Genomic DNA, 23,224 nt, shown 5'->3' on the forward strand with positions numbered 1-23,224 from the left:
GATGTCACCGCACAAAAGAAGCGGCGCCTCCCGTTCGGGAGGCACCGCCAGAGGGCCGCTCAGGAAGGCAGCGGATCAATATTGGACGCGAAGGCGTGCGCCGAAGGTCCGGGGGCGCGTGAAGAAGCGCGTATTGTCGAACTGGGTGATGATGATGGCGGCCTCGTTCTGCTCGTCCGTCAGATTGTTGACGAAGCCTTCCAGCCTGACCCGTCCGTCGCCGGGCGGGGTCCAGCCGAAACCGACGTCGAACGTCCAGTAGCCATCCACCTTGTCGTCCAGGCGGCGACGCGGATTGTCGGGCTGCAGATAGTCCTCGCCATTGAAGATGGTCGTGAACATCGACGAGCGGTAGCCGCTGGAGATCACATAGTCGAACTGGCCCATGCGCTCGGTCGGGAAGGCCTGGGTCAGGTTGATGTTGAACTGCCATTCCGGTGTGCGGGGCAGGGTCTTGCCTTCGATCGAGCGGAACACCGCCTCGGTCGGCGCGACGTCGGCCTGGAAGCGGAAGTCCTGAATTTCTTCGGCTTCGGTGACTTCAGCCTTCAGATAGAGGAGGTTGAAATCGATGCCCAGATTCCAGGGCAGGTCGATGCCACCCTCGAACTGCGCGCCATAGATGCGGGACTTGGCCGCGTTGTAGGAATAGGAGACGACCAGGGCCAGCGAGGAATCCTCGGGCACCGGCACTTCCTGCGGTCCGCCCAGGAAGTCGACGATCTGGGCGACGGACAGCAGGGACGTCAGCACCTGATCGCTATAGTCGTTGTAGAACAGCGAGCCGTTCAGGCGGGCCTTGTAATCGCCGACGTAGAACTCGTTCTTGGAGCCGACTTCGTACAAGGTGACGGTCTCGGGCCCATAGGTCGGGGCCAGGCCGGCGTTGCCGATGTTGTCGTTGAAGCCACCCGACTTGTTGCCGGTCGTGATCAGGCCGTACAGCAGGTTGTCATCCGTGAGGTCGTATTCCGCGCGCAGACGCCAATCGACAAAGTCGACCTTGCTCTCGCCGACCTGCTGGAAGATCTGACCGGCGAAGGGCACGGCGAAGCTGACGGTGCCGTCAGGCGGGCAGACGAAGAAGTCGCCGGTGATGGTGTCCAGGCACGGCGGGCGGTTGGGGGCTCCGCCCGGCACGGGGCCGTTGCCGAAGATGGTCTGGACGTTGTCGCGCGCACCGAAGCGGGAGACGCCGTTGAAGTAGAAGTCCAGCACTTCCTGATCGCTGATGGTGCCGTTGCCGTCGGTATCCGGATTGAAGATGCTGCGGCTGCGTCCGGCGAACTCGAAGCCTTCGGTACCGACGCGCACACCGCCGCAGCATGAGAAGTTGTCCCCGCCGATGGCGAAGCCATAGCGCGCCGCCACGCCGCGACGGCTCTTTTCGTCCTCGGTGTAGCGAAGGCCGCCGGTCAGACGGAACCGGTCGGTCACGCTGTAGGTCGTATCGGCATAGAGGGCATAGGACGAGGTATCGACGTCGGGCATGTTGAACTCGACGCCCTGGAAGAACAGCCCCCGGTCACCGGTCGAGCCCAGGAAGGAGTACTGATCCTCCTCCAGGTAGAAGGCCCCGGCGCTCCAGATCCACGGACCCTCATTGTCGTAGAAGCGCAACTCGTGCGTCTTGGACTGGCTGTCGGTGATCGACTGGAACTGGGAGAAGTTGTCCAGCGTCTCTCCCAGTCCGCCCGGACCCGTCAGATTCTCCAGCACGCCCGGATAGAAGGGCGAGAGCGGCGTGACCGCCTTGTAGTCGTAGACCAGGTCGCGATAGCTGGCGGTGTATTCGATGTCGAACAGGTCGCCGTCATAGGCGATATGCGCGCGCGCGCCCCAGTGGCGGGTGTCGAGTTCCGGCGTGAAGGCCCGCGCCACCACCCGGCGCGGATCCTCGATATCGTCCGGGTCGATGCCCTCACCCAGGGGGTTGGCATAGTTGGTGCCGGTATAGCCGCTGCCCGTCTCGCGGATGTAGTCGGCACCCAGCAGGATGCTCCAACGGCTGTCGGGCTCCCACAGGAACTGTACGCGACCGGCGCTGTTCTTCTCCGCCTCGGCCACGCCGACCTGAGCGGGTCCGACATCGGTGTAATAGCTGTCGTGCTCCAGGTGATAACCGGCGATGCGCAGGGCGGCCGTCTCGCCGACCGGCAGGTTCAGCATCCCTTGGAAAACGCGCTGCTGATAGTTGCCCAGCTCGAACTCGGCGCTGGCGTCGAGGATGTTCAGGCCCGGCTTCCAGGTCACGATGTTGACGGAGCCCGCCGTCGCATTGCGGCCGCGCAGCGTGCCCTGAGGCCCGATGTTCACCTCGACCCGCTGGATGTCGAAGAAGGCCGAGCCGATGCCCGCCGGACGCGGCAGATAGACACCGTCATAGTGGGTGGCCGCTGCCGGATCGCCCAGCTCGGTATTGTTCGAGGAGCCCACGCCGCGGATGTAGATTTCGATATTGCCGCCGTTATTGGCGACCGACAGGCCGGGCACGCGGCCCTCCAGATCGGTGATGTCCTGGACGCCAACAGCCTTCAGGTCCGCACCGCTCAGGGCCACGGCCGTGCCGGCATAGTCCTGCAGATTCTGCTCGCGACGCTCGACGGTCACGACGACATCGTCGAGCGTCGTGGCCGGGTCGTCGGCCTGAGGGCTGCCCGCCTCTTGATTGGCCGGGTCTTGCGGCGGTGTCTCCGCAGGCGTCTGCGCCAGCGCCACGCCGGGGAGGATAAAAGCCAGGGTCGCGCCACAAAGCAGCGCCGTTTTGCGATTGCGCATTCGATAATCCTCCCGATGCGGATTGTTGGTCATTCCGCTTGCCTTTAATGCGCCATTGTTTGACAACGTTGTCAACGGTCGTTTTTCGACTGGCGTCGGAGGGTGGGATTGGTGCAACACGGGCAGGACGCGCCTGGCTCGCTCCGGGAGCAGGGCCGCTCCAGGGGAGGTGCAATGACCAAGGTCACCATCCGTCACGTCGCGGAAGCCGCGGGCGTCGCGGTCAAGACCGTGTCGCGCGTAATGAATGGTGAGCCCAACGTCACCAAGGACCTGCAGGACAGGGTCGTGAAGGCGGTCGAGGATCTGGGGTATGTCCCCAGCATGGCGGCGCGGCGCATGGGCGGCAGCCGGTCCTATCTGCTGGTCGCGCTGAACGACCGTCAGAACACGATCAACAACTGGCAGAGCGGGCGCGGCAACGACTGGATCGACCAGATGCTGCACGGTGCGATGCTGACCTGCGAAGCGCACGGCTATCGCATGCTGTTCGAACTGGTCGAGGCGGGATCGCCCGATCTGGACCGCAAGGTTGTGGCCATCCTGTCGGCCCTTCAGCCGGACGGGGTCATCCTGACCCCGCCCCATTCCCAGAACCTGGCGCTGGTCGAGATGCTGACGCGCCGAAACGTGCCGGTGGTGCGGATGGGCGTGCCGGGCGAGGGTGTCGGCTTCGGCGTCTTCATGGACGACCGGGCGGCGGCTGCCGAGGCGACGCGGCACCTGATAGACCTCGGTCACCGCCGGATCGGCTTCATCGCCGGCAGCCCGCGCTTCGAGGCTAGCGGCCAGCGACGCGACGGCTATCGCGATGCCCTGACGCAGGCGGGTATCGCGATCGATGATGACCTGATCGCGCCCGGCGATTTCACTTTCGAGAGCGGTGTCGCCGCCGCCGAGACCCTGCTGTCGCGGCCTGAGCCGCCGACCGCTATCCTGGCCAGCAACGACGAAATGGCGCTGGCAACCCTGCACGTCGCCTCCCGCCACGGCCTCCGCGTGCCCGACCTGTCGCTGGTCAGTTTCGACGACACGCCCGGCGTCCGTCTCAGCGTGCCGGGCCTGACCAGCGTGCGCCAGCCGATCTCTGAGATGGCCGCCAGGGCCGCCGAATTGCTGATCGGCGTCAGCAGGACGGGCGAGGCCAGCCCGTCCGATCACCTCTTGCCGTTCGGGCTGGAAGTCCGGGGCTCGACCGCGCCCCGGACCTGATCAAGCCTCTAATCTACCGATGCAGGACAGGTGTCCGCCGCGGCCGTGTCCAGACGAATGTCCTCGACCGCCACGGTCGCCGCGGCTGTGGCCGACAGGATCCAGGCCCGGTCCACGCCAGTCAGACCGCCCTGACCGGACGCAAAACAGCGCAGCGGCACCGACGCCTGCTGCCAGCCCTGTCCGCCACCCAACCGCACCACGCCATTACCGAGCCCGAGGCTGAGCGCCGAGGCATGGCCCGCATCGATACGGTAGCGGAAGGTCAGAGCGACACCCGCATAGTCCGGCCCCGACAGATCGATCGCCGGGCCGGTCACGATCGCCTGTCCCGGCCCGGTGAAGGTCAGCAGTCTGGCGGATTCCTGGCCTTGACCATCGACCGGTGCCACGGTCACCACCGACCGCGGGCTGACACCCCGCGCCCCGTCCGCGATCCGCGCCTCGCCGCCCTCGTCGCGCACGACGAGCGACCAGGGCGTCACGAACCGGCCGTCGGCGAAGAACCGCATCGACGATGCCTCCGACCCTTCCTCCACCTCGGCCAGCGCGGGGGTCTCGGCCGCCGCCGCATAGGTGAGACCGAAGCCATAGGCGAACTGGGGATCATAGTCCGGACCGCCCCGGTTCTGCGGCGCCTGATCCGGGCTGCGGGGCCAGCTGAACGACAGCCTGCCCCTGAAGTCGTGACGCGCCGCGCCGTCCGTGCCTGCGACCAGCACATCGGCGATCCCGCCACCCTCCGACCCCGGCAACCAGGCGGCGACGAACGCGTCCGAGGCGTTGATCTCCGGGTTCACATACAGGGGCCGGCCAGACAGGAAGACCGCCACGGTCGGTATGCCCTCGGCCTTCAGCCGGCGCAGCAGGGCCAGTGGCTCGCGCGGGCGAAAGTCCAGATCGGACAGGTCGCCCTGGAATTCAGCATAGGGTTCCTCGCCGAAGACGACGATGGCCACATCGGGTTTCGTCTCGAACGTGCCCGCCGCGTTCAGCTCGGCCGTACCGCCCGAGGCCTCGACCGCCTCCTTCAATCCCTCCCAGACCGACTGGCCATTGGGGAAGTCGGCCCGGGTATTGCCCGTTCCCTGCCAGTTGATGGTCCATCCGCCGGCCGCCTGGCCGATGTCGTCGGCACTGCCCGCGACCAGCACGCGCGCGCCCGGCCTGATGGGCAGGACCGAGCCGTTGTTCTTCAGCAGCACCAGCGATTGCCGTACCGCCTCGCGCGCCAGGGCCCGGTGCTCGGGCGAGCCCAGCACCTCGACCCGACCCTCCACGGGACGGTCGGCCTCGAAGACCCCCGTCTTGACCTTGACGGTCAGGATGCGGCGCACGGCCTCGTCCAGTCGGGCCATGGTGATCTCACCCGACTTCACCTGGGCCAGGGTGTTCTCGTACAGAGGCTTCCAGCTGTCCGGGGCCATGAACATGTCCAGCCCGGCATTGAAGGCGGCGGCGCAGCTTTCGTTGGTGCAGCCCTCGATCTGGCCGTGCGCGTTCCAGTCGCCGACCACGAAACCGTCGAAGCCCAGCGGCCCACGAAGCACGTCGGTCAGCAGATCGGGATTGGCCGTATGCTTGACCCCGTTCCAGCTGGAGAAGCTGGCCATGATGGTCAGGACCCCGGCGTCGATCGCCGGCGGATAGCCCGCCGCATGGACGTCGATCAGCTCGCGTTCGGAGATGACGGCATCGCCCTGGTCCTTGCCGTTCAGCGTGCCGCCGTCGGCCAGATAGTGTTTGGCCGAACCGGCGATATGGCCCGGGGCCAGATGCCCCTGGCCCAGCGCCCCCTGAAGACCGAGCGTCATCCGCCCGGCATAGGCCGCGACGATTTCCGGGTCCTCGCCATAGCCTTCATAGGTCCGGCCCCAGCGGTCGTCGCGGGGCACCGCCACCGTCGGCCCGAACGTCCAGTCCGCGCCCGTGGCCGCGACCTCCAGTGCCGTGGCCACGCCGATCCGCTCGATCAGCTCGGGATTGCGCGTCGCCCCCAGGCCGATGTTGTGCGGAAACAGGGTCGCGCCGACGACATTGTTGTGGCCGTGCACCGCGTCGATGCCGAACATCAGCGGCACCTTGGCCCCCGGTCGCTGGGCCGCCGCCGCCCGGAACGCCTGGGCCAGCTCGACCCAGGCCTGGGCCGGGGCCCGCTCGTCGGCCCCGGGCGCAGAGTTGCCGCCCGCGAGGATCGACCCCAGCGGATAGGTCGCCAGATCGGCCGGCGTGATCGAGCCGATGTCGGCCTGAATCACCTGGCCGACCTTTTCCTCGACCGTCATCCGGGCCAGCAGATCCTCGACGAAGGCCAGGGTCGCGGCATCGGTCATCGCATCCGGGCTGTTCGCGCTGGGCCAAGCGGTCAGATCGACGACCGCAGAGGGCGGCGGCGTCTGGGCCAGCGCCGGCCCCGAGGCCATCATGAGCGCTGTCAGCGACACGGCGACCGTCGCGAGGCCACGCTTGCAGGAGAGGTTGATCATGTGTTCCGTCCCTGTGGTCGTCTTTTCCCGCAAGGTGTCGGGAGTTGACAACGTTGTCAAACCGCGATTGCCTGAGTGCAGGTCGTCGCAGAATGATCACGGGAGGACGCAATGCGAGTTCTGGCACCGACGCTTGGGGCATTGGCCGCTCTGGTCTGTATTGGTGCGGCGCCCGCGCCAGCATCCGCTCCCCCGCCGCAGGACGGCAGCCTGACCGGCTATCGCCTCGTCTGGAACGACGAGTTCAACACTGACGGCCCGCCCGACCCGACCCGCTGGTCCTATGACACCCATCGCAACCGCGAGGGCTGGTACAACAACGAGCGCCAGTACTATTCCGCCGACCGGCCCGAGAACGCCCGCGTCGAGAACGGTCACCTGATCATCGAAGCCCGGCGTGAGACCCTGACGCCCGAACAGGTCGCCGATGCGGGAGGACAGGCCTATACCTCCGCCCGGCTGATCACGCGCGGCAAGGCCGAATGGACCTATGGCTTCTATGAGGTGAAGGCGAAAATCCCGTGCGGTCGCGGCAGCTGGCCCGCCATCTGGATGCTGCCGGTCGCGGAGGCCGAATGGCCCGCAGGCGGCGAGATCGACATCATGGAACACGTCGGCCATGAGCGCGGCGAGGTTCACGGCACCGTCCACACCACCCGCTACAACCATACCCAGGGCACCGAGCGCGGCGGCCGCAAGCGCGTCCGCGACGCCTGCGACGCCTTTCACCGCTATCAGGTGCTGTGGACACCCGAGGGGATCAACTTCGGCATCGACGATGTCGGCTACTATCGCTTTCCCAACGACGGCCGAGGCGACCGCGCCACCTGGCCGTTCGATGCCCCCTTCTACATGATCCTGAACATCGCCGTCGGCGGCGACTGGGGCGGGGCGGAGGGCATCGACGACCGCGCATTCCCCCAGCGGATGGAGGTCGATTACGTGCGGGTGTTCAGCCGAAATCCGTGAGCGTCCTTGGAGGACGCGGCAGCCGCCAAAAGCCGAACGCCTTGACTTGGCCGTATTGAGCGTCCATTTGTGCTGCGTCGCACAATAGCGATATCCGGTGCGCTCCAGCGCGTGTGGGTCTTCCGTCTATCGAAGACCTGACTGTAGCAGCGGCCGGCCCTCAAGATTCATTCGCTGCCCGGACACGCGGGGCGGCGCCCGACCACCCCGGCGGCCTCGATCTCGAGGCTCTATCGGGACTGGCGGTGCGCGGCCTTTTCGGCGTTGAGCCATGGCCGTTTGCGCGTCGCCACATACGCGAAAGAAACGGCTCCACATGAGCAACAAGACATTCGAATCCTTCGGTCTGAACCCGGCCCTGCTGCAGGCGCTGACCAGTGAAGGCTACACCATCCCCACCCCGATCCAGGCCCAGGCCATTCCGGACGTGATGGCCGGCAAGGACCTGCTGGGCATCGCCCAGACGGGTACCGGCAAGACGGCTGCCTTCGCCCTGCCGATCCTGCACCGTCTGGCCGCCAACCGCATCGCGCCGGTGCCGCGCACCACGCGCTGCCTGGTGCTGAGCCCTACGCGCGAACTGGCCACCCAGATCGGCGAGAGCTTCAAATCCTATGGCAAGCACCTGGGCTTCCGCGTCGCCGTCATCTTCGGCGGCGTGAAATACGGCGGTCAGGAACGCGCCCTGAACCAGGGTCTGGACATTCTGGTGGCCGCGCCCGGTCGCCTGCTGGACCATCTTCAACAGCGCAATCTGGACCTGTCGCAGACCGAGATCTTCGTGCTGGACGAGGCCGACCAGATGCTGGACCTGGGCTTCATCAAGCCGATCCGCCAGATCGTGTCGCGCATCCCGGCCAAGCGCCAGAACCTGTTCTTCTCGGCCACCATGCCCAGCGAGATCGGCAAGCTGGCGGGCGAGCTGCTGAAGGACCCGGTCAAGGTCCAGGTCACACCCCAGTCGACGACCGTCGAGCGCATCAATCAGTCGATCATCCACATCGAACAGGGCAAGAAGCGCGCCCTGTTGACCGAGATGTTCGCCGATCCGGAATATACGCGCTGCCTGGTCTTCACCAAGACCAAGCACGGCGCCGACAAGGTCGCGGCCTATCTGGAGGCCGGCGGCGTCCAGGCCGGGGCGATCCACGGCAACAAGTCCCAGCCCCAGCGTGAACGCACCCTGGCCGCCTTCAAGGCCGGCAAGCTGCGCGTCCTGGTCGCCACCGACATCGCCGCGCGCGGCATCGACGTGGACGGCGTCTCGCACGTCGTGAACTTCGAGCTGCCGCATGTGCCGGAAAGCTATGTGCACCGCATCGGCCGCACCGCGCGGGCGGGCAAGGACGGCTCGGCCGTCAGCTTCGTGGCCGGCGACGAGATGAAGCTGCTGCGCGACATCGAAAAGGTCACGCGCCAGAAGATCCCGGCCACCGACCGTCGCAATGACAAGTCGCTGGCCCTGCTGGACCAGTCGATCATGGCCTCGGGCGTCAAGTCCAAGGCCTCCATGCCCGACGACGGGCGCGGCGATCGTCAGCTGCAGCGCGGCCCGCGCAACCCGCGCCGCGATGGTGTCAAGCTGGAAGGCGGCGGTCAGCCGCACCGCATCCGCAAGGCGGGTCCGGGCCGCGACGCCCGTCCGGTGCCGGAACGCGCCTTCGATCCGCTGGCGCGCGAGCGTCCGCGCAACAGCAACAACGACCCGCGCCACACCTCGGGCCCCGCCGCCGAGGGCAAGCCCGCCGGCGAGATCAAGCGCCGCCCCCGCAACCGCCGCCCCTCCAACGGTGGCAAGGGCTATGTAGCCAAGGGCTGATCGCCTTGAAGTGACCTGAGAACAGCAACGCCCGCCGGAGCGACCCGGCGGGCGTTGTCGTGTCTGCGATCAGGAGCCGAGGTCAGCCTTCGACCGATTGCGGACATTCGACGCCACTTGGAAATCTCAAGCGACTATGATCTGAAAGTGTGATGATCGACGCCGTCGAGCTTTATGGTTTGGAAGCACTGAACGATCCCTTTCGCGAGGACTTCGAACGTGCTCGCGCGCTGCTCGACGGCCCAGAGTGGGAGCGTGGTCTAGAAGAGCTCGAGATGCTCGCACACGCCGGTTCGATGCTCAGCACTATTTGTGTGGCGGGCTGTATGACGAAGGGTTGGTACGATCATAAAGATTTTGCCGGTGCCGAAGCTTGGTACCGAGTTGCGGCGGAAGCGGGCTACGCCGCAGGGCACTTCGGGCTGGGCGTCACTTATCATCAGATGGGCCGCTTCTCGGATGCGTCGGTTGAGTTTCAAGAAGCGGCGTCTAGAGATTACGGCCCGGCCTACAACGCGCTCGCGCACCTTTACTCGCGCGGAGAAGGCGTGGCGCTTGATCGACGAAAAGCTTTAGCTCTCTTGAGGACGGGCGCTTCTCGAGGTCATCAGCGAGCCAAGGCCTCCTTGGCCAAGGCGCTTATTCATGGCTACGGAGGAATCCGGGGCCGCTTTGAGGGACTCGCTCGACTATTCCAATTGTTCGCAGAGGTTTGGCGGCAAACTGGTGCCGAAGAGAGCGCGGTAAAGCGGATGACGCCGCTTCCTACCGCTCATTGAACGTCGGCTCCCCACCCACAGCGGACATTCAACACCCCGCTCTCTGCCCCACTCCGCACGCGAAAACGCCCGCCGGAGCGATCCGGCGGGCGTCGTCGTGTCCGGGGTCTCAGTTCTCCTAGAACGCCCAGCGTGTGCCCAGCGACCAGGCCAGGCCATAGCCCTCGGCGGTGCCGCGCAGGCTGGACAGTGTGGCGGCGGGGGTGCCTTCGTACAGGGTGCGGTCGCTGAAGATGTCGCCGTCCTCGAAGGCGACATAGGTCAGGCCCAGGTCCATCGTCAGCCGATCGGTCGCCTTGACCGAGACGCCGCCCGAGACCAGCCAGCGGTTGGCGTCGGGGATGCGGGCCGTGCGTTCGGTGTCGCGCGTCGGCGTGGGCGTGTAGCCCACCCCGCCCCGGAAGGTCAGGGTGTCGGTGGCGACATAGTCGAAGCCGACCGCGCCGGTCGTCACATCCTTGTAGTCCTGAACGATGGTCTGGCCGCCGGTCGGATAGACCACGCGGATAGCGTCGAATTCTGACCAGCCGATACGGTTGACCTGGGCGTTCAGGGTCAGCCTGTCCGTCGCGCGATAGCGGACGGAGGCGGCGAGGAAGGACGGGACGCTGAAACCGGCGGTGCCTGCCGTGTCCACATTGGCCCCCTCCAGCGGCCCGACCAGGCCGGAGATCAGGACGTCGCCGTCCAGCTCATGCTCGATGGACGACCGATAGCTGAGCCCCAGGTCGAAGCGACCAAAGCGGGCCTGCGCGCCCACGTTCCAGCCATAGGCGATACCGTCGCCTTCCAGCGAGGAGAACCCGTCCGGCAGCGCGGGCGACAGATTCGGCAGGGCGGAGGTCAGCTTGGCCTTGGCATACTGGGCGTCGAAGCCCGCGCCGATATCGAGCCAGTCCGTCACCTTCATCGCCCCCACCAGGCCGATGTTGGCCGAGCGCAGTTCGGACGTCAGGGCGTCATAGCGGGCGAAGGCCTCCGGCTGATACTTTGTGGTGAAATTGTACGGCGCGGCGATGGCCAGGCCGACGGCGAACCGGTCGCCGACGGGCGTGGCGATGGCGAAGTTGGGTACCAGGCCGCTCTCGATCGGGGTGTTGGCGTCATTGCCGGACACCGGCACCGTGACGTCGCCGGGATACGTCAGAGTCGAACCCGTGTTCTTCACCTCAGAGCCGACGGCGACCGCATGGATGCTGGCGGTCACCTCGCGCCCGCTGCGGGCGATGGCGGCGGGGTTCCACCACAGCGACGAGACGCCGGTATCGGCCGCCTCGCCCGAATAGGCCCGGCCGGCCGCGCGGGCGGACTGTTCCTGCAGATAATAGGCCTGGGCGGCGGCAGGCGATGCGGCGGCGACGGCGACGACCGAGGCCGCGCCGGCCAGAAGAAGGCGGGACGTGTTCATGGGACTGACTTTCGGAAACGCGGCACCGATCGGATCGGCGGCGGGACTGGAACTGTGCCGGGGAGGCCCGCGTGGAATGAGCGACCCGGCTACAGGCCGCAATGCCTGCGCGGCCGTCTCGCGCGAAGGTGATCGATGTTTAGTGGGTCACCGAACGATGGGTGTCGAGCTCAGGCGTCAGCGTATGTTGATGTGCACGACGGTACCGACATCTGTCGTCTTGTCTTCTGATAACGGGACCCTGGCTGGTAATCACGATACGCCGGCATTGGAGAGTAGACGGGCCCCAGACGGTGCAGAACACATCGCCCTTGACCGTGTATGTTCCTTGCATGGGGATGATTTCTCCCGTCGAAGCCCAAGTCCCATCCGCGCCAAAGAACTCTGAGATATGCTTATCCTTCCAAAAGTCGCCGCGCACGAGGACTGTCCGGACTTCGGCTTCAGTCGCGGGTCGTGGATCTGCACTGAATGGTCCGGAATTTGAGTTCGGCGGACAACCTACCAGCCCCGCGCCGACCACGGGTCCGACTATCGACCTGAGGAGGATAGCGATTGTCCGCATCTTTGACCTCCAGGCTGCGAGAGTATTGTTCTACAGGGTGCCCGCTTCTGCTCCAATCGCCATTCAGGTGGCCAATCCAACTGGTGCTCGCGACATATGAGAAATGCTGGCCCGACCTAACCCTTGCGTCTCGCCGATCTTGGGGGCATTGAGGCGACTTCACCTTGGACCCGCGGGCTGCTCACAGTCCAAGGGTGGCTATCCTGACCGCCCATCCGTCAGGAAATCGGATCGCCCGATGCGATCCATCCAGATGAAATCCTCATGACCATCCTCGCTTCCGCGCGCCAGCAATGGCTCGCCAATCCCCGCCGCGATCTGCTGGCGGGCACCGTCGTGGCCCTCGCCCTGATACCGGAGGCTATCGCCTTCTCGATCATCGCCGGGGTCGATCCGGCGGTGGGCCTGTACGCCAGTTTCGTCATCGCGGTGACCATCGCCTTCGTCGGCGGTCGCCCGGCCATGATCTCGGCCGCGACAGGGGCCATGGCCTTGCTGATGGTCGGCCTCGTGCGCGATCACGGGCTGGAATATCTGTTCGCGGCCTCGCTGTTGACCGGTGTGTTCCAGATCCTCATCGGCCTGCTGAAACTGGGCCGCTACATCAAGTTCGTGTCGCGCAGTGTGATGACCGGTTTCGTCAACTCTTTGGCCATCCTGATCTTCCTGGCCCAGATGCCCGAGCTGATCGGGGCCAACTGGCAGACCTTCGCCCTGGTCGGCGCGTCCCTCGTCATCATCTACGGCTTCCCCCGCATCACGAGGGCGGTGCCGTCGCCCCTGATCGCCATCGTGGCCATCAGCGCGCTGGTGATCTTCATTGGGCTGGACGTGCGGACCGTGGGCGACATGGGCCAGATGCCCTCGACCCTGCCGATGTTCCATCTGCCCAATGTGCCGCTGACGTGGGAGACGCTGGCGATCATCGGACCGGTGGCGGCCACCCTGGCCTTCGTCGGCCTGCTGGAAAGCCTGCTGACGGCCAATCTGCTGGACGACATCACCGACACGCCGTCCGACAAGGATCGCGAGACGCGCGGCCAGGGCATCGCCAACATCGCCTCATCCCTGTTCGGCGGCATGGCCGGCTGTGCCATGATCGGCCAGTCGATCATCAATGTGACCAGCGGCGCGCGGGGACGGCTGTCGACCCTGTGGGCCGGATTATTCCTGCTGTTCCTCATCCTGGTGCTTCAGGACTGGGTGGCGCAGATCCCGATGGCGGCGCTGGTGGCCGTCATGATCATGGTCTCGATCGGCACCTTCGACTGGAAGTCGGTGGCGAACCTGCGCTCCACGCCCATCCAGTCGTCCATCGTGATGATCGCCACCACGGCGACCGTGGTGATCACCCACGACCTGTCAAAAGGAGTGGTGCTGGGCGTGGTCCTGTCGGCCGTCTTCTTCATGCGCAAGGTCGGCAAGACTGTCGTGGTCGAGGAGATCGAGACGCCGGAAGAAGGACGTCTGCGCTACCGGGTGACCGGCAATCTGTTCTTTGCCTCCGCCGATGTCTTTGCCGCCGCCTTCGAGCATCACGGCCATCCAACGCGCGTCGAGATCGACATGACGGGTGCCCATCTGTGGGATCTGACCGGCGTCGCCGCCGTGGACAAGGTCGTCTTCCGCTATCGCCGCCAAGGGGCCGAGGTCGAGGTCATCGGCATGAACAAGGCCGGACAGGGCCTGATCGACAGGGTTGGCAGGCACGACAAGGATCACCTGCCTGCGGGCGCTACACATTAGGCGATGGTATCAGATTGCCGGCCCGGCGACGGCCCCGGTCGTCGGGCCGCACATACGAGAACGCCCGCCGGAGCGATCCGGCGGGCGTCGTTAGTTTCTGGTGTTTCGTCCCTGTAGATCAGGCCGCGGCGCTGGCGGGCTGCTGGCCTTCCGACGGGTCGCGCAGGACGTAGCCCCGGCCCCAGACGGTCTCGATATAGTGTTTGCCGCCGGCGGCGGTGGCCAGCTTCTTGCGCAGCTTGCAGATGAAGACGTCGATGATCTTCAGCTCGGGCTCGTCCATGCCGCCGTACAGGTGGTTCAGGAACATTTCCTTGGTCAGGGTGGTGCCCTTGCGGAGCGAGAGCAGCTCCAGCATCTGGTATTCCTTGCCCGTCAGATGGACGCGGTGACCGTTCACCTCGACCGTCTTGCCGTCCAGGTTCACCGCGATCTCGCCGGTGTGGATGATGGCCTGGGCGTGACCCTTGGAGCGGCGGACCACGGCGTGGGTGCGCGCGATCAGTTCGTCCTTGTGGAACGGCTTGGTCATGTAGTCGTCGGCGCCGCCGCCAAACGTCTTGACCTTGGTTTCGATCTCGGTCGAACCCGACAGGATCATCACCGGCGTGTTGACCTTGCCGACGCGCAGCTGGCGCAGGACTTCCAGGCCGTTCATGTCGGGCAGGTTGAGGTCCAGCAGGATCAGGTCGTAGTCATAGATCTTGCCCAGATCGATGCCTTCTTCACCAAGATCGGTCGTGTAGACGTTGAAGCCTTCCGACTTCAGCATCAGCTCGATGCTTTGCGCGGTCGCGTGATCGTCTTCGATAAGCAGAACGCGCATTCAAGCCCCTCCAGGCCAAGCTCAGCCGTATGAATATGGTCCCGCTTAACGGGTAACCTTGTTCGCACGTTAATCTCTCAAAACCTTAAGAAAGGTTAACGGCGTCCCGATATGAGAATCACTAGGCTGATTTGCGAATCGCCGTCGAGACTCCGCGAGTCAATCCGGCGGTTTTTTTCGATCCCCAGCGCCGCGAGAGGCTTTCCCGACGCCTACGACCGCAACTGACGCAACAGGACTATATTCCTATTTTCAAGACCGGGTCGGTTTGAACGACCGGTCGATCAGTGGATGAGGGGTGTATCGATGACGCAGGCGTATCGAGTTCAGGTGACGGTCGCGGACCGGATCAAGGCGGGGCTGGCCCTGCAGATGGTGGCGGCCACCACGGGCGTGCCGGTGGAGGTCATGACGGCGCGGGCGCGGCTGTCGGGGGCGGCGGGCAAGGCGCGCTGGCTGGCCCTGTATCTGGCGCATGTGACCTACAGCTGGACCCTGGATCACGTGGGCCATGCGTTCGGCATGAACCGGGCGACGGTCGCCGCCGCCTGTCGCTGGGCCGAAGACGAGCGGGATCAGCCGCGTCTCGATGCGCTGATGGACCGGCTGGAGCGCAATCTGCGCGATGTTCTGGACGCCCCGCGCTGCGAGCTGTCGGCATGAGCGATCTGGCCAAGGCTAGGCGGCTGCTGGCACGCAACGGGGCCTGGATCGACGGTGTCGGCCACGGTTACGTCTTGAGGGTCGGTGCCAATCGACGCACGCGCGTTCTGCTGACCTTGAACGAGGCGACGTTTCGGGACCTGATCGACCAGCCGGGCCTGCGTGTCCGGCCGGGCGGCGGCTGGTTGCCGCGACCCGCGCCTGTCACCGACGCTACGTCACCGCCGGGTCGGCCAGGGATGATCGAGGGCGTGGCCTTGGTCGCCGAGCGCGACGGACGGTTCACGCCGCGACGCGCCAATCTGGGCCAGTCGGCCATCGGCTGGCTGGCCCGACACAAGGACGAGGCTGGCCGGCCCTGGCTGTCACCGGCCCAGGTGGCGGCGGCGCAGCGCCTGAGCCTGGACGCAGAGGCTGCTCTGCGCGGGCCATCGTTGACCATGCGCTGGGACGCCTTGCCGCGCTCCGGCGGTGGCTCGGCTACACGCGCCGAGCCGGGCGATCAGGCTCTCGCGGCGGGACGCCGGGTCGAGGCGGCGTTGAGCGCCTGCGGGCCTGCGCGACGAATGGTCGAGGCCGTCTGCATCCGCGCTTCATCCCTGCAGTTGGCCGAACAGGATCTGGGCCTGCGCCGCCGCACCGGTAGAGCCATGTTGATCCAAGGGCTGACGGCCTTGGCCGCGCATTATCGGATCGGGTGACCGGGCGAACCGACGATTTCTGACGATTACAGTCTCGTAACTTTCCGTTCCGGCCAGGGCCGCCTAGGAATAGCCCGTAACGGGTCGCCGCGGCCCCGCGCGCGAACTCGTCGGCCGCACGCCACGATCTGAGCGAGAATGAAGTTGAAGTCAGTTATTCTGGTCGCAGGAATTGCGGCCGCGTTGTTGTCCGCACCACCGGCCCAGGCCCAGACTGTCGATCCGGCGGTCGTACTGAACAGGGTCTGCCTGCCGTATGCGGGTCGGTCTGCCAGTTTCGAGCGAGCTATGCGCGCCGCGCAGGATCTGCGCTTCGGACGACCAGCCGGGAGTCCGCCGCTGGACGATTACGCGTCCGAGGTCGAACTGACTTCCAGGGACGGCGTCTGGAGAATCCGGCTGCAGGAACGCGCGGTTACCCGCGGTGACCGCGATGCCTACGCCCTGACTTGCGCCTTGTCGTCCGAGCGCGCCAGCGCGACGGACCTGGGCCGACTGATTGATGGGGTCGTGAACGGCAACGCACGCTGGACGGCGGGCGGCAACGGTGTGCGCTGGCAACGGCATGGTGGGGATGACGCCCTCACGGAGGTGGTCGTGAAGGAGGCGGAGGGTCAACGCCCGGTGCTGGACGTGACGGGCCTATATTTCTGATGCGTCTGCCAAGGTGGCGGCCCCGGCTGCTGCTCGGATACGCCCGACCATGTTGTTCAGCCCATTGGCGCGCTGGGGCGTCAGCGCTTGTGGCAGGCCTAGACGATCCAAAGCCGCGCGCGCGTCGAAGGCCAGGATTTCATCCGGGGTCCGGTCGGAATAGAGGCCGAGCAACAGGGCAATATTACCCTTGGAAATGGCGCTGTCGCTGTCGGCGGTGAAGACCAGGCGGTCGCCGGTCGGATGCACGGCCAGCCAGACCTGGGCCGCGCAGCCGGGTACCTTGTGCGACTCGATCCGGTCCGCCTCGGCCAGCGGGGCCAGGCTCTTGCCCAGGTCGATGACGTATTCGATCCGCCCCTCCCAGTCGCCCAGCAGGTCGAACTCCTCCACCAGTTCGGCCAGGGTCTCGTCGATGGACTTGCGGTCTAGTGAAGCGGTCGAGGTCATGGGCGGCAGATAGGCTCATAGATCATTAACGACAACCGCCCGAACGCTCCCCTGAAATCAGCGCTGGCAGGCTTGAACCAGTCGCCTGTGGCGGGAACCGCCTTGGGGCGACTCACCCCGTTCGCTAACCTGCAAGCATCGGAGATTTGCTCCGGACACAGCACGACGCCGACTTGAACCTACCGCCGCAGCCCGATCACGCGCCGCCCCGCCCCCACGCCGGTTCCGACCGCGCCGAGGATGGACCGGCGCTGGCTGCCTGGCATGCCGCATGGGCGGTGGCGGCTGCCCTGCTGGCGCTGGGTGGACGCTGGCTGGGAGCGGTCGACGGAGCGATCTTCTACGGCATCGTGGCCATGGTGGTGCCCGGCCTGATCGGGGTGGGCCTGCTGATCCGCAACGGCCAGGCCGAGCGTCTGCTGCTGCTGGCGGCCTGGGGACTGGCGGCAGTAATCACGGCGGCGTTTTCGGGCGGACTGAGCGGGCCTCTGGCCGGGTTTGTCTTCCTGCCGCTGGCGGCCGGCCTGGCCATGGGCGGGTCGAGGGCGGTGCAGATCGGAGCGTTGGGCGTAGCGCTTGCGACCCTGGCCGGGCTGTTCTCCACCCTGCTGGTCGATGTCGGGCCGCATCGGCCCGTGCTGGCGACGGTCGCGGCCCTGCTGACAGCGGGGGCGGCCATACCGGCGGTGCGCCTGTCCTGGCGTCAGGCCGAGCGGCGACTGGGCCGCGCCGAGGCCGAGACGCAGCGTCTGGAGCGCCTGCTGGCATCGCAGGGCAGCCTGACGCTGGTGGTCTCGCCCGACGGACAGGTGCGCGCCGCCTATGGCCAGCCGCCGGCGGGGGTCTCGGTCGATCCCCTGTTTGCCGAAGGCCTGATCGCCACGTCCCATGCACCGGACCGCCCGGCCCTGCTGGCGGCGATGTCCAAGGCCCTGGCGGGTCAGGACGCCACGGTGCGGATTGCGCCGCGCGGGGCCCTGGACCGTAGGCTGCAACTGCACCTCAGCCGGATGGACGAGGCGGATGGCCTGCGCCTGATCGTCCAGGCCTTCGACGCGACATCGCAGTATGCCCATGAGCTGGGCCTGGAGGCCGCACGGTTCGAGGCCGAGACGCGCGAGGCGGGAAAGACTCGCTTCCTGGCCAATATGAGCCACGAGCTGCGCACGCCGCTGAACGCCGTTCTGGGATTTGCCGACATGATGCGGCAGCGGCTGTTCGGCCCCCTGCCCGATCGATATGGACAGTATGCCGACAACATCCATGAGGCGGGCGGGCATCTGCTGGACCTGATCAATGACGTGCTGGACGTCTCCAAGATCGAGGCCGAACGCTATACCCTGTCGCTGGAACGTTTCGATGCGCGCGAAATCCTGTCGGCGGCCGTGGCCCTGGTGCGCGTCACCGCCGACGAGCGGGGCGTCAACCTGTCGGCCATCCTGCCGTCCGATCCGCTGGAGGTCTCGGCCGACAAGCGGGCGCTCAAGCAGATCACGCTGAACCTGCTGTCCAATGCGGTGAAGTTCACGCCCGCAGGCGGGGCCGTGACGATCACCAGCGAGGCGGTCGGATCGTGGCTGGAACTGGCGGTGGCCGACACCGGCGTCGGCATCGCGCCGGAAGATGTCAAACGCCTGGGCCGTCCGTTCGAACAGGCCGGGGCCATCGAGCAGCGCCGTCAGGGCACCGGCCTGGGCCTTTCGTTGGTTCGGGCGCTCGCCGAACTGCACGGCGGCCAGATGAGCATCGACAGCACCCTGGGCGAAGGCACGGCCGTGACAGTACGCATGCCCGTAGCCGTCCCTGCGCGCGCGCCGGTGCCGGAGGGCGGGGCTGAGATCATCCCGATGCCGCTGGCTGGGGCCTTGGGGAATACGAACTAGCGACCAGGGACGCCTCCATGCCGCCCGAAGCGGCCTAGAGAACCGAAAGCCGTAACGGTCCCGATCAAAGCAGGACCTAGGCATGTCTGATAATCAGATGACGATGGTGGGTGATGTAGGGTTCGAACCTACGACCCGCTGATTAAGAGTCAGCTGCTCTACCAACTGAGCTAATCACCCGTACCATGTCGTCCGGGCAGGCTCTCGCAAGAGCCGTGCCGTCCGCGCCTGTGCCATTGCTGGACGGGCGAGAACGGGCGGACATAGAGGCGAACGGCGGTCAAGGCAAGGCGTTTCCGCCCGCCGTTCCGCTTTGTCGCAGGGCCGATTTCGACAGCCGCCAGCCGGGTGCCGGTCACGGACATGTCGCAAGCCTGGCCTAGCGTAGCCATTGGCTATTCTGCCGAAACCAGGGAGAGACTGCATGTCCGCCTCGCTGTACCCTTTCGCTTCCCCCGTATTCGCCGCCGAAGGCTCCGCTTCGGCCTCCTCGTCCGGACCCACCGTCGTGCTGGTGCACGGCGCCTGGGCCGACGGTTCGTGTTGGGAGTATGTGATCCCGCATCTGCACGACGCCGGATTGAAGGTCGTGGCCGTTCAGAACCCCCTGTCCAGTCTGGATGCCGACGTCGCCAACGTCACCCGCGTGCTGGACGATATCGAGGGCGACATCCTGCTGGTCGGCCATTCCTATGGCGGGGTGGTGATTTCCGAGGTGGGCAACCATCCCCGTGTCGTGGGCCTGGTCTATGTCACGGCCTTTGCGCCGGCGCCGGGTCAGAGCATCAACAGCCTGCTGGCCTCCGCGCCCGAGGCTCCGCCCTGGGTCGGGCTGCTGCACGCCGATGCCGGCGGCTGGGTCACCTGGCCGGCCGAAGCCATGGCGACCTGGTTCGCGACCGGCCTGTCGCCGGAGCGTCAGGCGGTCCTGGCCGCGACCCAGCATCCGACCTTCTATCAGGTCAATGACGGAGCGGTGGGTGAGGTCGCGGCCTGGACCGTGCGCCCGACGACCTATGTGATCGCCACCCAGGACCAGATCATTCCCCCGCCGCTGCAGCACATGTTTGCAGAGGCGATGAACGCCGAGGTCGTCGAGGTCGATGGCGGCCACCTGGTCATGCTGAACCAGCCGGACGCCGTGGCCGCAGCGATCGTCTCGGCGGCGGGGCGGTAGAGTCGCCGAAACTTGGTTGCTTCCACGGGCGGGTCTCCCGCTCGAGAGTTGCGTTTCCTTCGTCAGGGCCTCGCGCTAGGCTGCCGTGAATCGGCGCGACAGGTGCCGGACGGGGAAACGCACTCATGGCCTTCTGGAACCGCCGTCGTTCGATCGACGCCATGCTGGCCCCGCACGACGGACCGACGCTGAAGAAGACGCTGGGCTGGCCGCATCTGATGCTGCTGGGCATCGGGGCCATCGTGGGCACCGGCATCTACACGCTGACCGGCGTCGGCGTGGAGAAGGCCGGGCCGGGCATCATCGTGGCCTTCGCCATCGTCGGCGTGATCTGCGCCTGCGTGGCGCTGGCCTACGCCGAACTGGCGACCATGATGCCGGCGTCTGGCGGGGCCTATACCTACAGCTATGCCGCCTTGGGCGAAGCCATCGCCTGGATCATCGGCTGGAGTCTGATCCTGGAATATTCTCTGGTGGTCAGTGCCGTGGCCGTGGGCTGGTCTGAATATGCGGTCGGCTTCCTGCGAACCATCGACATCGTTCTTCCCCAGGCCTTGACCGCAGGGCCGCATGCGGACGGCATCATCAACATCCCGGCGGTGCTGATCATCCTGGCGGTGACCGGCCTGCTGCTGCTGGGCACCAAGGAGAGCGCGACGGTCAATGCGGTACTGGTCGTCATCAAATGCAGTGCCCTGCTGGTCTTCATCGCGGTCGTCGCGCCCGCGTTCGATCCGGCGAACTTCGAGCCGCTGATGCCCTTCGGCTTCAACAAGAACGGACCGGCGGGGGCCGAGGTCGGGGTGATGGCCGGGGCAGCCATTGTCTTCTTTGCCTTCTACGGCTTCGATGCGGTGGCGACGGCGGCGGAGGAGACGCGTAATCCGGCCCGAGACCTGACCATCGGCATCCTGGGCTCCATGGTCATCTGCACCATCCTTTACATGCTGGTCGCGGCCCTGGCGGTGGGCTCCATGCCGTTCGGCCAGTTCGCCGACAGCGGCGAGCCCCTGGCCCTGATCCTGCGCATTCTCGAACAGCCCCTGGCCGCCCAGATCGTGGCCGCCGCCGTCATCGTCGGCGTGCCGACAGTGATCCTGGCCTTCTTCTATGGTCAGACCCGAATCTTCTACGTCATGGCGCGCGACGGCCTGTTGCCGCGCCGCCTGGGCCAGGTGTCGGCCCGCGGGGTGCCGGTGGTCGTCACCCTGTTCACCGCCGTGATAGTCAGCATTCTGGCCGGGCTGCTGCCGCTGGACGAGATCGCGGCCCTGGCCAATGCCGGGACGCTGGCCGCCTTCACGGCCGTCTGTGCCAGCCTGCTGGTGCTGCGGGTCCGGGATGCGGTGCGCACGCGGGTATTCAAGGCCCCGCTGGCCTGGATCATCGGCCCGCTGGGCATCGCGGGCTGCCTGTATCTGTTGTTCAGCCTGCCGGTGAACACCCAGGTCTGGTTTCTGATCTGGAACGTCGGTGGGCTGCTGATCTACTTCGCCTGGTCGGCCCGCCACTCGCGCCTGGCCAAGGGCGAAGAGACTGCTGGCTGATGGCTCTGCGCGACGTCTCCGGCGCGGTCGACTTCACCGTGCTGGAGGCCATGACCGCCGGCGACGACGCCATCGGGGAAGAGGTGCTGGGCCTGTTCGTCCAGCAGGCCTCGCTCTGGTCGCCCATGCTGGATGTGCGCGAAGAAGGCTGGCGTGACGCGGTCCACACCATCCGCGGGGCCGCGCTCGGGATCGGGGCAGGGGCTCTGGCCGAACTCTGCGCCGAGGCCGAAGGCGGCGACAAGGCAACGGTCGCCCCCCTGCTGGACCGGGTCCGCACGGCCCTGGATGCGGCACTGGCCGACGTGGCCGCCTATCGGCATGCGCTGATGCTCAGGTCGCTGCGGGCCTGAGGGCCAAACGACGCAAGGCGAAGGCGATCCCGACCAGCGCCAGCATGATGGCGGCGTCGGCTGCGATTTGATCCCAGGCGAACCCGGAGGCGCTGGGGGCATTGGCGTCGGCCAGGTCCTGAAACAGAAAGCCCACGACCAGATTGTTGGCGACATGGATCCCCATCGCCATCTCCAGCCCGTCCAGCAGAAGGACACAGGCGGTCAGGCCGACGGCGGTGATCAGGCTGAAGACCGCCGACTCCACGCCATAGCCATAGTGCGCCACCGTAAAGAGGCCGATGCTGAGGGCCGCTGCCGCCCATCGCGCGCGCAGGGCCCGCCGGGCGACCTGCAGGATATAGCCGCGAAACAGCACCTCTTCCGCCGAGGCCTGGATGCCGAAGCCGATCAACATGGCGACCAGGCTGAAGGCGACGATGGCCGGATCGAAATCGGCCAGAGACTTGACCCCGCCGGGATCTATCAGGATGCCAACGCCACCCACCAGAACGACGGTCAGAGTGAAGCCGATCGCCGCATGGTTCACACGGAAGCGCGGGGCGATGGTCAGCACGCTGGCTACGCTGCGGCGATGCAGCCACCGCAACCCCAGAAACAGTCCGGCCAGTACGCCCGCGAACAAGGCACCCGCGGCCAGCGCCAGGATGCCCGAGCGCATCGGCTCCGGCATGTCGGTCCCATTGGCCTGAAGCCAGGGAAATACCAGCATCCTGACGGGAATCAGAACGACGATCGCACCCGCGATGATCAGGCCAAGGGTGCCCAGGGTCCGAAGCCAGCCGTGCCGGCCCTGGCCCTGGGCGTCGATGAAGGCTGCGCGCGTCATCGTGCACCGTCCCGATCGGCACCGTCGCGGCAAATCCAGACGGCCCCGCCCAGCCAGCGGCGCTCGTCCCCGCAGGTTTCGGGTCTGGCGAGGACCACCTTTGGCGAATCGACCCTGACCGTGAGGGTGTCGGAGGCCGCGACACGACCCGAGTGGGGCGCGCACCGTCCCCGTGTGTCGGACACATAGGCCCCCCAGGCCAGGGTGGTGACCCGGCCCTCGCACGGACGTGAGGCGTCATTGCGGGCCTGCGCAGTCGGGCGGTCCGGCGTGGCCGCCAGAGCTGCGCCTGTAAGAGTGGTCAGGACGGCGGCGATCAGTGCGGTCCGGGCGGTAGGGAAGGGAATGGTCATGGTCTTGCTCCGAGGCGTTGGCGATG

At 66.4% G+C, this 23,224-nt stretch carries 19 protein-coding genes, 1 tRNA gene and 1 other annotated feature; of the genes, 12 read left to right on the forward strand and 8 right to left on the reverse strand.

What is annotated here, in order from left to right:
* Window positions 1–75: 75 nt before the first annotated feature.
* On the reverse strand, window positions 76–2,778 hold the full coding sequence (locus JHC81_RS03220; RefSeq protein WP_292170584.1) for a TonB-dependent receptor: 2,703 nt from the start codon (window positions 2,776–2,778) through the stop codon (window positions 76–78).
* 174 nt (window positions 2,779–2,952) lie between these two features.
* Here JHC81_RS03220 and JHC81_RS03225 point away from each other — a divergent pair, with 174 nt between their 5' ends.
* Window positions 2,953–3,990: a LacI family DNA-binding transcriptional regulator gene (locus JHC81_RS03225; RefSeq protein ID WP_292170586.1), complete on the forward strand. Its 1,038-nt coding sequence runs from the start codon at window positions 2,953–2,955 to the stop codon at window positions 3,988–3,990.
* An 8-nt stretch (window positions 3,991–3,998) separates the two neighbouring features.
* Here JHC81_RS03225 and JHC81_RS03230 read toward each other — a convergent pair whose 3' ends face one another.
* On the reverse strand, window positions 3,999–6,476 hold the full coding sequence (locus tag JHC81_RS03230) for a glycoside hydrolase family 3 protein (protein WP_292170588.1): 2,478 nt from the start codon (window positions 6,474–6,476) through the stop codon (window positions 3,999–4,001).
* A 111-nt stretch (window positions 6,477–6,587) separates the two neighbouring features.
* On the opposite strand from JHC81_RS03230, the gene JHC81_RS03235 reads away from it, so the two are divergent.
* The 3 genes from JHC81_RS03235 (at window position 6,588) to JHC81_RS03245 (ending at window position 10,043) form a co-directional block, all read left to right on the forward strand.
* Complete coding sequence (locus JHC81_RS03235; RefSeq protein WP_292170590.1) at window positions 6,588–7,445, forward strand: glycoside hydrolase family 16 protein; 858 nt, start codon at window positions 6,588–6,590, stop codon at window positions 7,443–7,445.
* A gap of 316 nt (window positions 7,446–7,761) precedes the next feature.
* Window positions 7,762–9,264 (forward strand): DEAD/DEAH box helicase, encoded by a 1,503-nt coding sequence (locus JHC81_RS03240; RefSeq protein WP_292170592.1) that lies wholly within the window; start codon window positions 7,762–7,764, stop codon window positions 9,262–9,264.
* Window positions 9,265–9,416: 152 nt separating this feature from the next.
* Entirely contained in the window at window positions 9,417–10,043 is a 627-nt protein-coding gene (locus tag JHC81_RS03245; RefSeq protein ID WP_292170594.1) for a hypothetical protein, read from the forward strand.
* Between the two features lie 118 nt (window positions 10,044–10,161).
* Here the strand turns inward: JHC81_RS03245 and JHC81_RS03250 are convergent, their stop codons facing one another.
* Entirely contained in the window at window positions 10,162–11,451 is a 1,290-nt protein-coding gene (locus tag JHC81_RS03250) for an outer membrane protein transport protein (RefSeq protein WP_292170595.1), read from the reverse strand.
* Window positions 11,452–12,179: 728 nt separating this feature from the next.
* Window positions 12,180–12,244 (forward strand) — a sequence feature (sul1 is cis-regulatory element that is thought to sense ions involved in sulfur or methionine metabolism; They are found in Alphaproteobacteria).
* Between the two features lie 42 nt (window positions 12,245–12,286).
* Here JHC81_RS03250 and JHC81_RS03255 point away from each other — a divergent pair.
* Window positions 12,287–13,762, forward strand: a complete 1,476-nt coding sequence (locus tag JHC81_RS03255; protein ID WP_366465523.1) for a SulP family inorganic anion transporter — start codon at window positions 12,287–12,289, stop codon at window positions 13,760–13,762.
* Window positions 13,763–13,880: 118 nt separating this feature from the next.
* On the opposite strand, the gene ctrA is transcribed toward JHC81_RS03255, so the two are convergent.
* Complete coding sequence (ctrA, locus tag JHC81_RS03260) at window positions 13,881–14,588, reverse strand: response regulator transcription factor CtrA (protein WP_292170600.1); 708 nt, start codon at window positions 14,586–14,588, stop codon at window positions 13,881–13,883.
* A 306-nt stretch (window positions 14,589–14,894) separates the two neighbouring features.
* Between ctrA and JHC81_RS03265 the strand changes: the two genes are divergently transcribed.
* From JHC81_RS03265 to JHC81_RS03275, 3 genes are all read left to right on the forward strand, one after another.
* Complete coding sequence (locus tag JHC81_RS03265; RefSeq protein WP_292170602.1) at window positions 14,895–15,251, forward strand: chromosomal replication initiator DnaA; 357 nt, start codon at window positions 14,895–14,897, stop codon at window positions 15,249–15,251.
* Complete coding sequence (locus JHC81_RS03270; RefSeq protein WP_292170604.1) at window positions 15,248–15,952, forward strand: DUF6456 domain-containing protein; 705 nt, start codon at window positions 15,248–15,250, stop codon at window positions 15,950–15,952. Before JHC81_RS03265 ends, JHC81_RS03270 begins: the two co-directional genes overlap by 4 nt.
* Before the next feature lie 138 nt (window positions 15,953–16,090).
* The gene (locus JHC81_RS03275; RefSeq protein ID WP_292170605.1) at window positions 16,091–16,606 is read left to right on the forward strand and encodes a hypothetical protein; all 516 of its coding nucleotides are present in this window, start codon (window positions 16,091–16,093) and stop codon (window positions 16,604–16,606) included.
* Here the strand turns inward: JHC81_RS03275 and JHC81_RS03280 are convergent.
* Complete coding sequence (locus JHC81_RS03280; protein WP_292170606.1) at window positions 16,595–17,056, reverse strand: SufE family protein; 462 nt, start codon at window positions 17,054–17,056, stop codon at window positions 16,595–16,597. The two genes, JHC81_RS03275 and JHC81_RS03280, sit on opposite strands and share 12 nt — an antisense overlap.
* 173 nt (window positions 17,057–17,229) lie before the next feature.
* On the opposite strand from JHC81_RS03280, the gene JHC81_RS03285 reads away from it, so the two are divergent.
* Entirely contained in the window at window positions 17,230–18,939 is a 1,710-nt protein-coding gene (locus tag JHC81_RS03285) for a HAMP domain-containing sensor histidine kinase (RefSeq protein WP_292170608.1), read from the forward strand.
* A 104-nt stretch (window positions 18,940–19,043) separates the two neighbouring features.
* Here JHC81_RS03285 and JHC81_RS03290 read toward each other — a convergent pair.
* Window positions 19,044–19,119: transfer RNA gene (locus tag JHC81_RS03290), tRNA-Lys, on the reverse strand.
* A 244-nt stretch (window positions 19,120–19,363) separates the two neighbouring features.
* Between JHC81_RS03290 and JHC81_RS03295 the strand changes: the two genes are divergently transcribed.
* The 3 genes from JHC81_RS03295 (at window position 19,364) to JHC81_RS03305 (ending at window position 22,016) form a co-directional block, all read left to right on the forward strand.
* On the forward strand, window positions 19,364–20,116 hold the full coding sequence (locus JHC81_RS03295) for an alpha/beta hydrolase (protein WP_292170611.1): 753 nt from the start codon (window positions 19,364–19,366) through the stop codon (window positions 20,114–20,116).
* A 125-nt stretch (window positions 20,117–20,241) separates the two neighbouring features.
* Window positions 20,242–21,663 (forward strand): amino acid permease, encoded by a 1,422-nt coding sequence (locus JHC81_RS03300; protein ID WP_292170614.1) that lies wholly within the window; start codon window positions 20,242–20,244, stop codon window positions 21,661–21,663.
* Window positions 21,663–22,016 carry an Hpt domain-containing protein gene (locus JHC81_RS03305; RefSeq protein WP_292170616.1) on the forward strand — a complete coding sequence of 118 codons (354 nt, stop codon included), beginning with the start codon at window positions 21,663–21,665 and terminating at the stop codon, window positions 22,014–22,016. The genes JHC81_RS03300 and JHC81_RS03305 overlap by 1 nt, the downstream gene beginning before the upstream one ends.
* Here JHC81_RS03305 and JHC81_RS03310 read toward each other — a convergent pair.
* Together JHC81_RS03310 and JHC81_RS03315 are read right to left on the reverse strand one after the other, a co-directional pair.
* Complete coding sequence (locus JHC81_RS03310) at window positions 21,997–22,845, reverse strand: CPBP family intramembrane glutamic endopeptidase (protein WP_292170619.1); 849 nt, start codon at window positions 22,843–22,845, stop codon at window positions 21,997–21,999. The two genes, JHC81_RS03305 and JHC81_RS03310, sit on opposite strands and share 20 nt — an antisense overlap.
* The gene (locus tag JHC81_RS03315) at window positions 22,842–23,198 is read right to left on the reverse strand and encodes a hypothetical protein (RefSeq protein ID WP_292170622.1); all 357 of its coding nucleotides are present in this window, start codon (window positions 23,196–23,198) and stop codon (window positions 22,842–22,844) included. The genes JHC81_RS03310 and JHC81_RS03315 overlap by 4 nt, the downstream gene beginning before the upstream one ends.
* Window positions 23,199–23,224 lie beyond the last annotated feature (26 nt).

Origin of the sequence: Brevundimonas sp. (genome assembly GCF_016463295.1) — a bacterium.
GTDB lineage: Bacteria > Pseudomonadota > Alphaproteobacteria > Caulobacterales > Caulobacteraceae > Brevundimonas.

Bases quoted from the DNA above. Each gene is read 5' to 3' on its own strand.
- JHC81_RS03220 (WP_292170584.1), bottom strand. From the start codon at position 2,778: ATGCGCAATCGCAAAACGGCGCTGCTTTGTGGCGCGACCCTGGCTTTT.
- JHC81_RS03225 (WP_292170586.1), top strand. From the start codon at position 2,953: ATGACCAAGGTCACCATCCGTCACGTCGCGGAAGCCGCGGGCGTCGCG.
- JHC81_RS03230 (WP_292170588.1), bottom strand. From the start codon at position 6,476: ATGATCAACCTCTCCTGCAAGCGTGGCCTCGCGACGGTCGCCGTGTCG.
- JHC81_RS03235 (WP_292170590.1), top strand. From the start codon at position 6,588: ATGCGAGTTCTGGCACCGACGCTTGGGGCATTGGCCGCTCTGGTCTGT.
- JHC81_RS03240 (WP_292170592.1), top strand. From the start codon at position 7,762: ATGAGCAACAAGACATTCGAATCCTTCGGTCTGAACCCGGCCCTGCTG.
- JHC81_RS03245 (WP_292170594.1), top strand. From the start codon at position 9,417: ATGATCGACGCCGTCGAGCTTTATGGTTTGGAAGCACTGAACGATCCC.
- JHC81_RS03250 (WP_292170595.1), bottom strand. From the start codon at position 11,451: ATGAACACGTCCCGCCTTCTTCTGGCCGGCGCGGCCTCGGTCGTCGCC.
- ctrA (WP_292170600.1), bottom strand. From the start codon at position 14,588: ATGCGCGTTCTGCTTATCGAAGACGATCACGCGACCGCGCAAAGCATC.
- JHC81_RS03265 (WP_292170602.1), top strand. From the start codon at position 14,895: ATGACGCAGGCGTATCGAGTTCAGGTGACGGTCGCGGACCGGATCAAG.
- JHC81_RS03270 (WP_292170604.1), top strand. From the start codon at position 15,248: ATGAGCGATCTGGCCAAGGCTAGGCGGCTGCTGGCACGCAACGGGGCC.
- JHC81_RS03275 (WP_292170605.1), top strand. From the start codon at position 16,091: ATGAAGTTGAAGTCAGTTATTCTGGTCGCAGGAATTGCGGCCGCGTTG.
- JHC81_RS03280 (WP_292170606.1), bottom strand. From the start codon at position 17,056: ATGACCTCGACCGCTTCACTAGACCGCAAGTCCATCGACGAGACCCTG.
- JHC81_RS03295 (WP_292170611.1), top strand. From the start codon at position 19,364: ATGTCCGCCTCGCTGTACCCTTTCGCTTCCCCCGTATTCGCCGCCGAA.
- JHC81_RS03300 (WP_292170614.1), top strand. From the start codon at position 20,242: ATGGCCTTCTGGAACCGCCGTCGTTCGATCGACGCCATGCTGGCCCCG.
- JHC81_RS03305 (WP_292170616.1), top strand. From the start codon at position 21,663: ATGGCTCTGCGCGACGTCTCCGGCGCGGTCGACTTCACCGTGCTGGAG.
- JHC81_RS03310 (WP_292170619.1), bottom strand. From the start codon at position 22,845: ATGACGCGCGCAGCCTTCATCGACGCCCAGGGCCAGGGCCGGCACGGC.
- JHC81_RS03315 (WP_292170622.1), bottom strand. From the start codon at position 23,198: ATGACCATTCCCTTCCCTACCGCCCGGACCGCACTGATCGCCGCCGTC.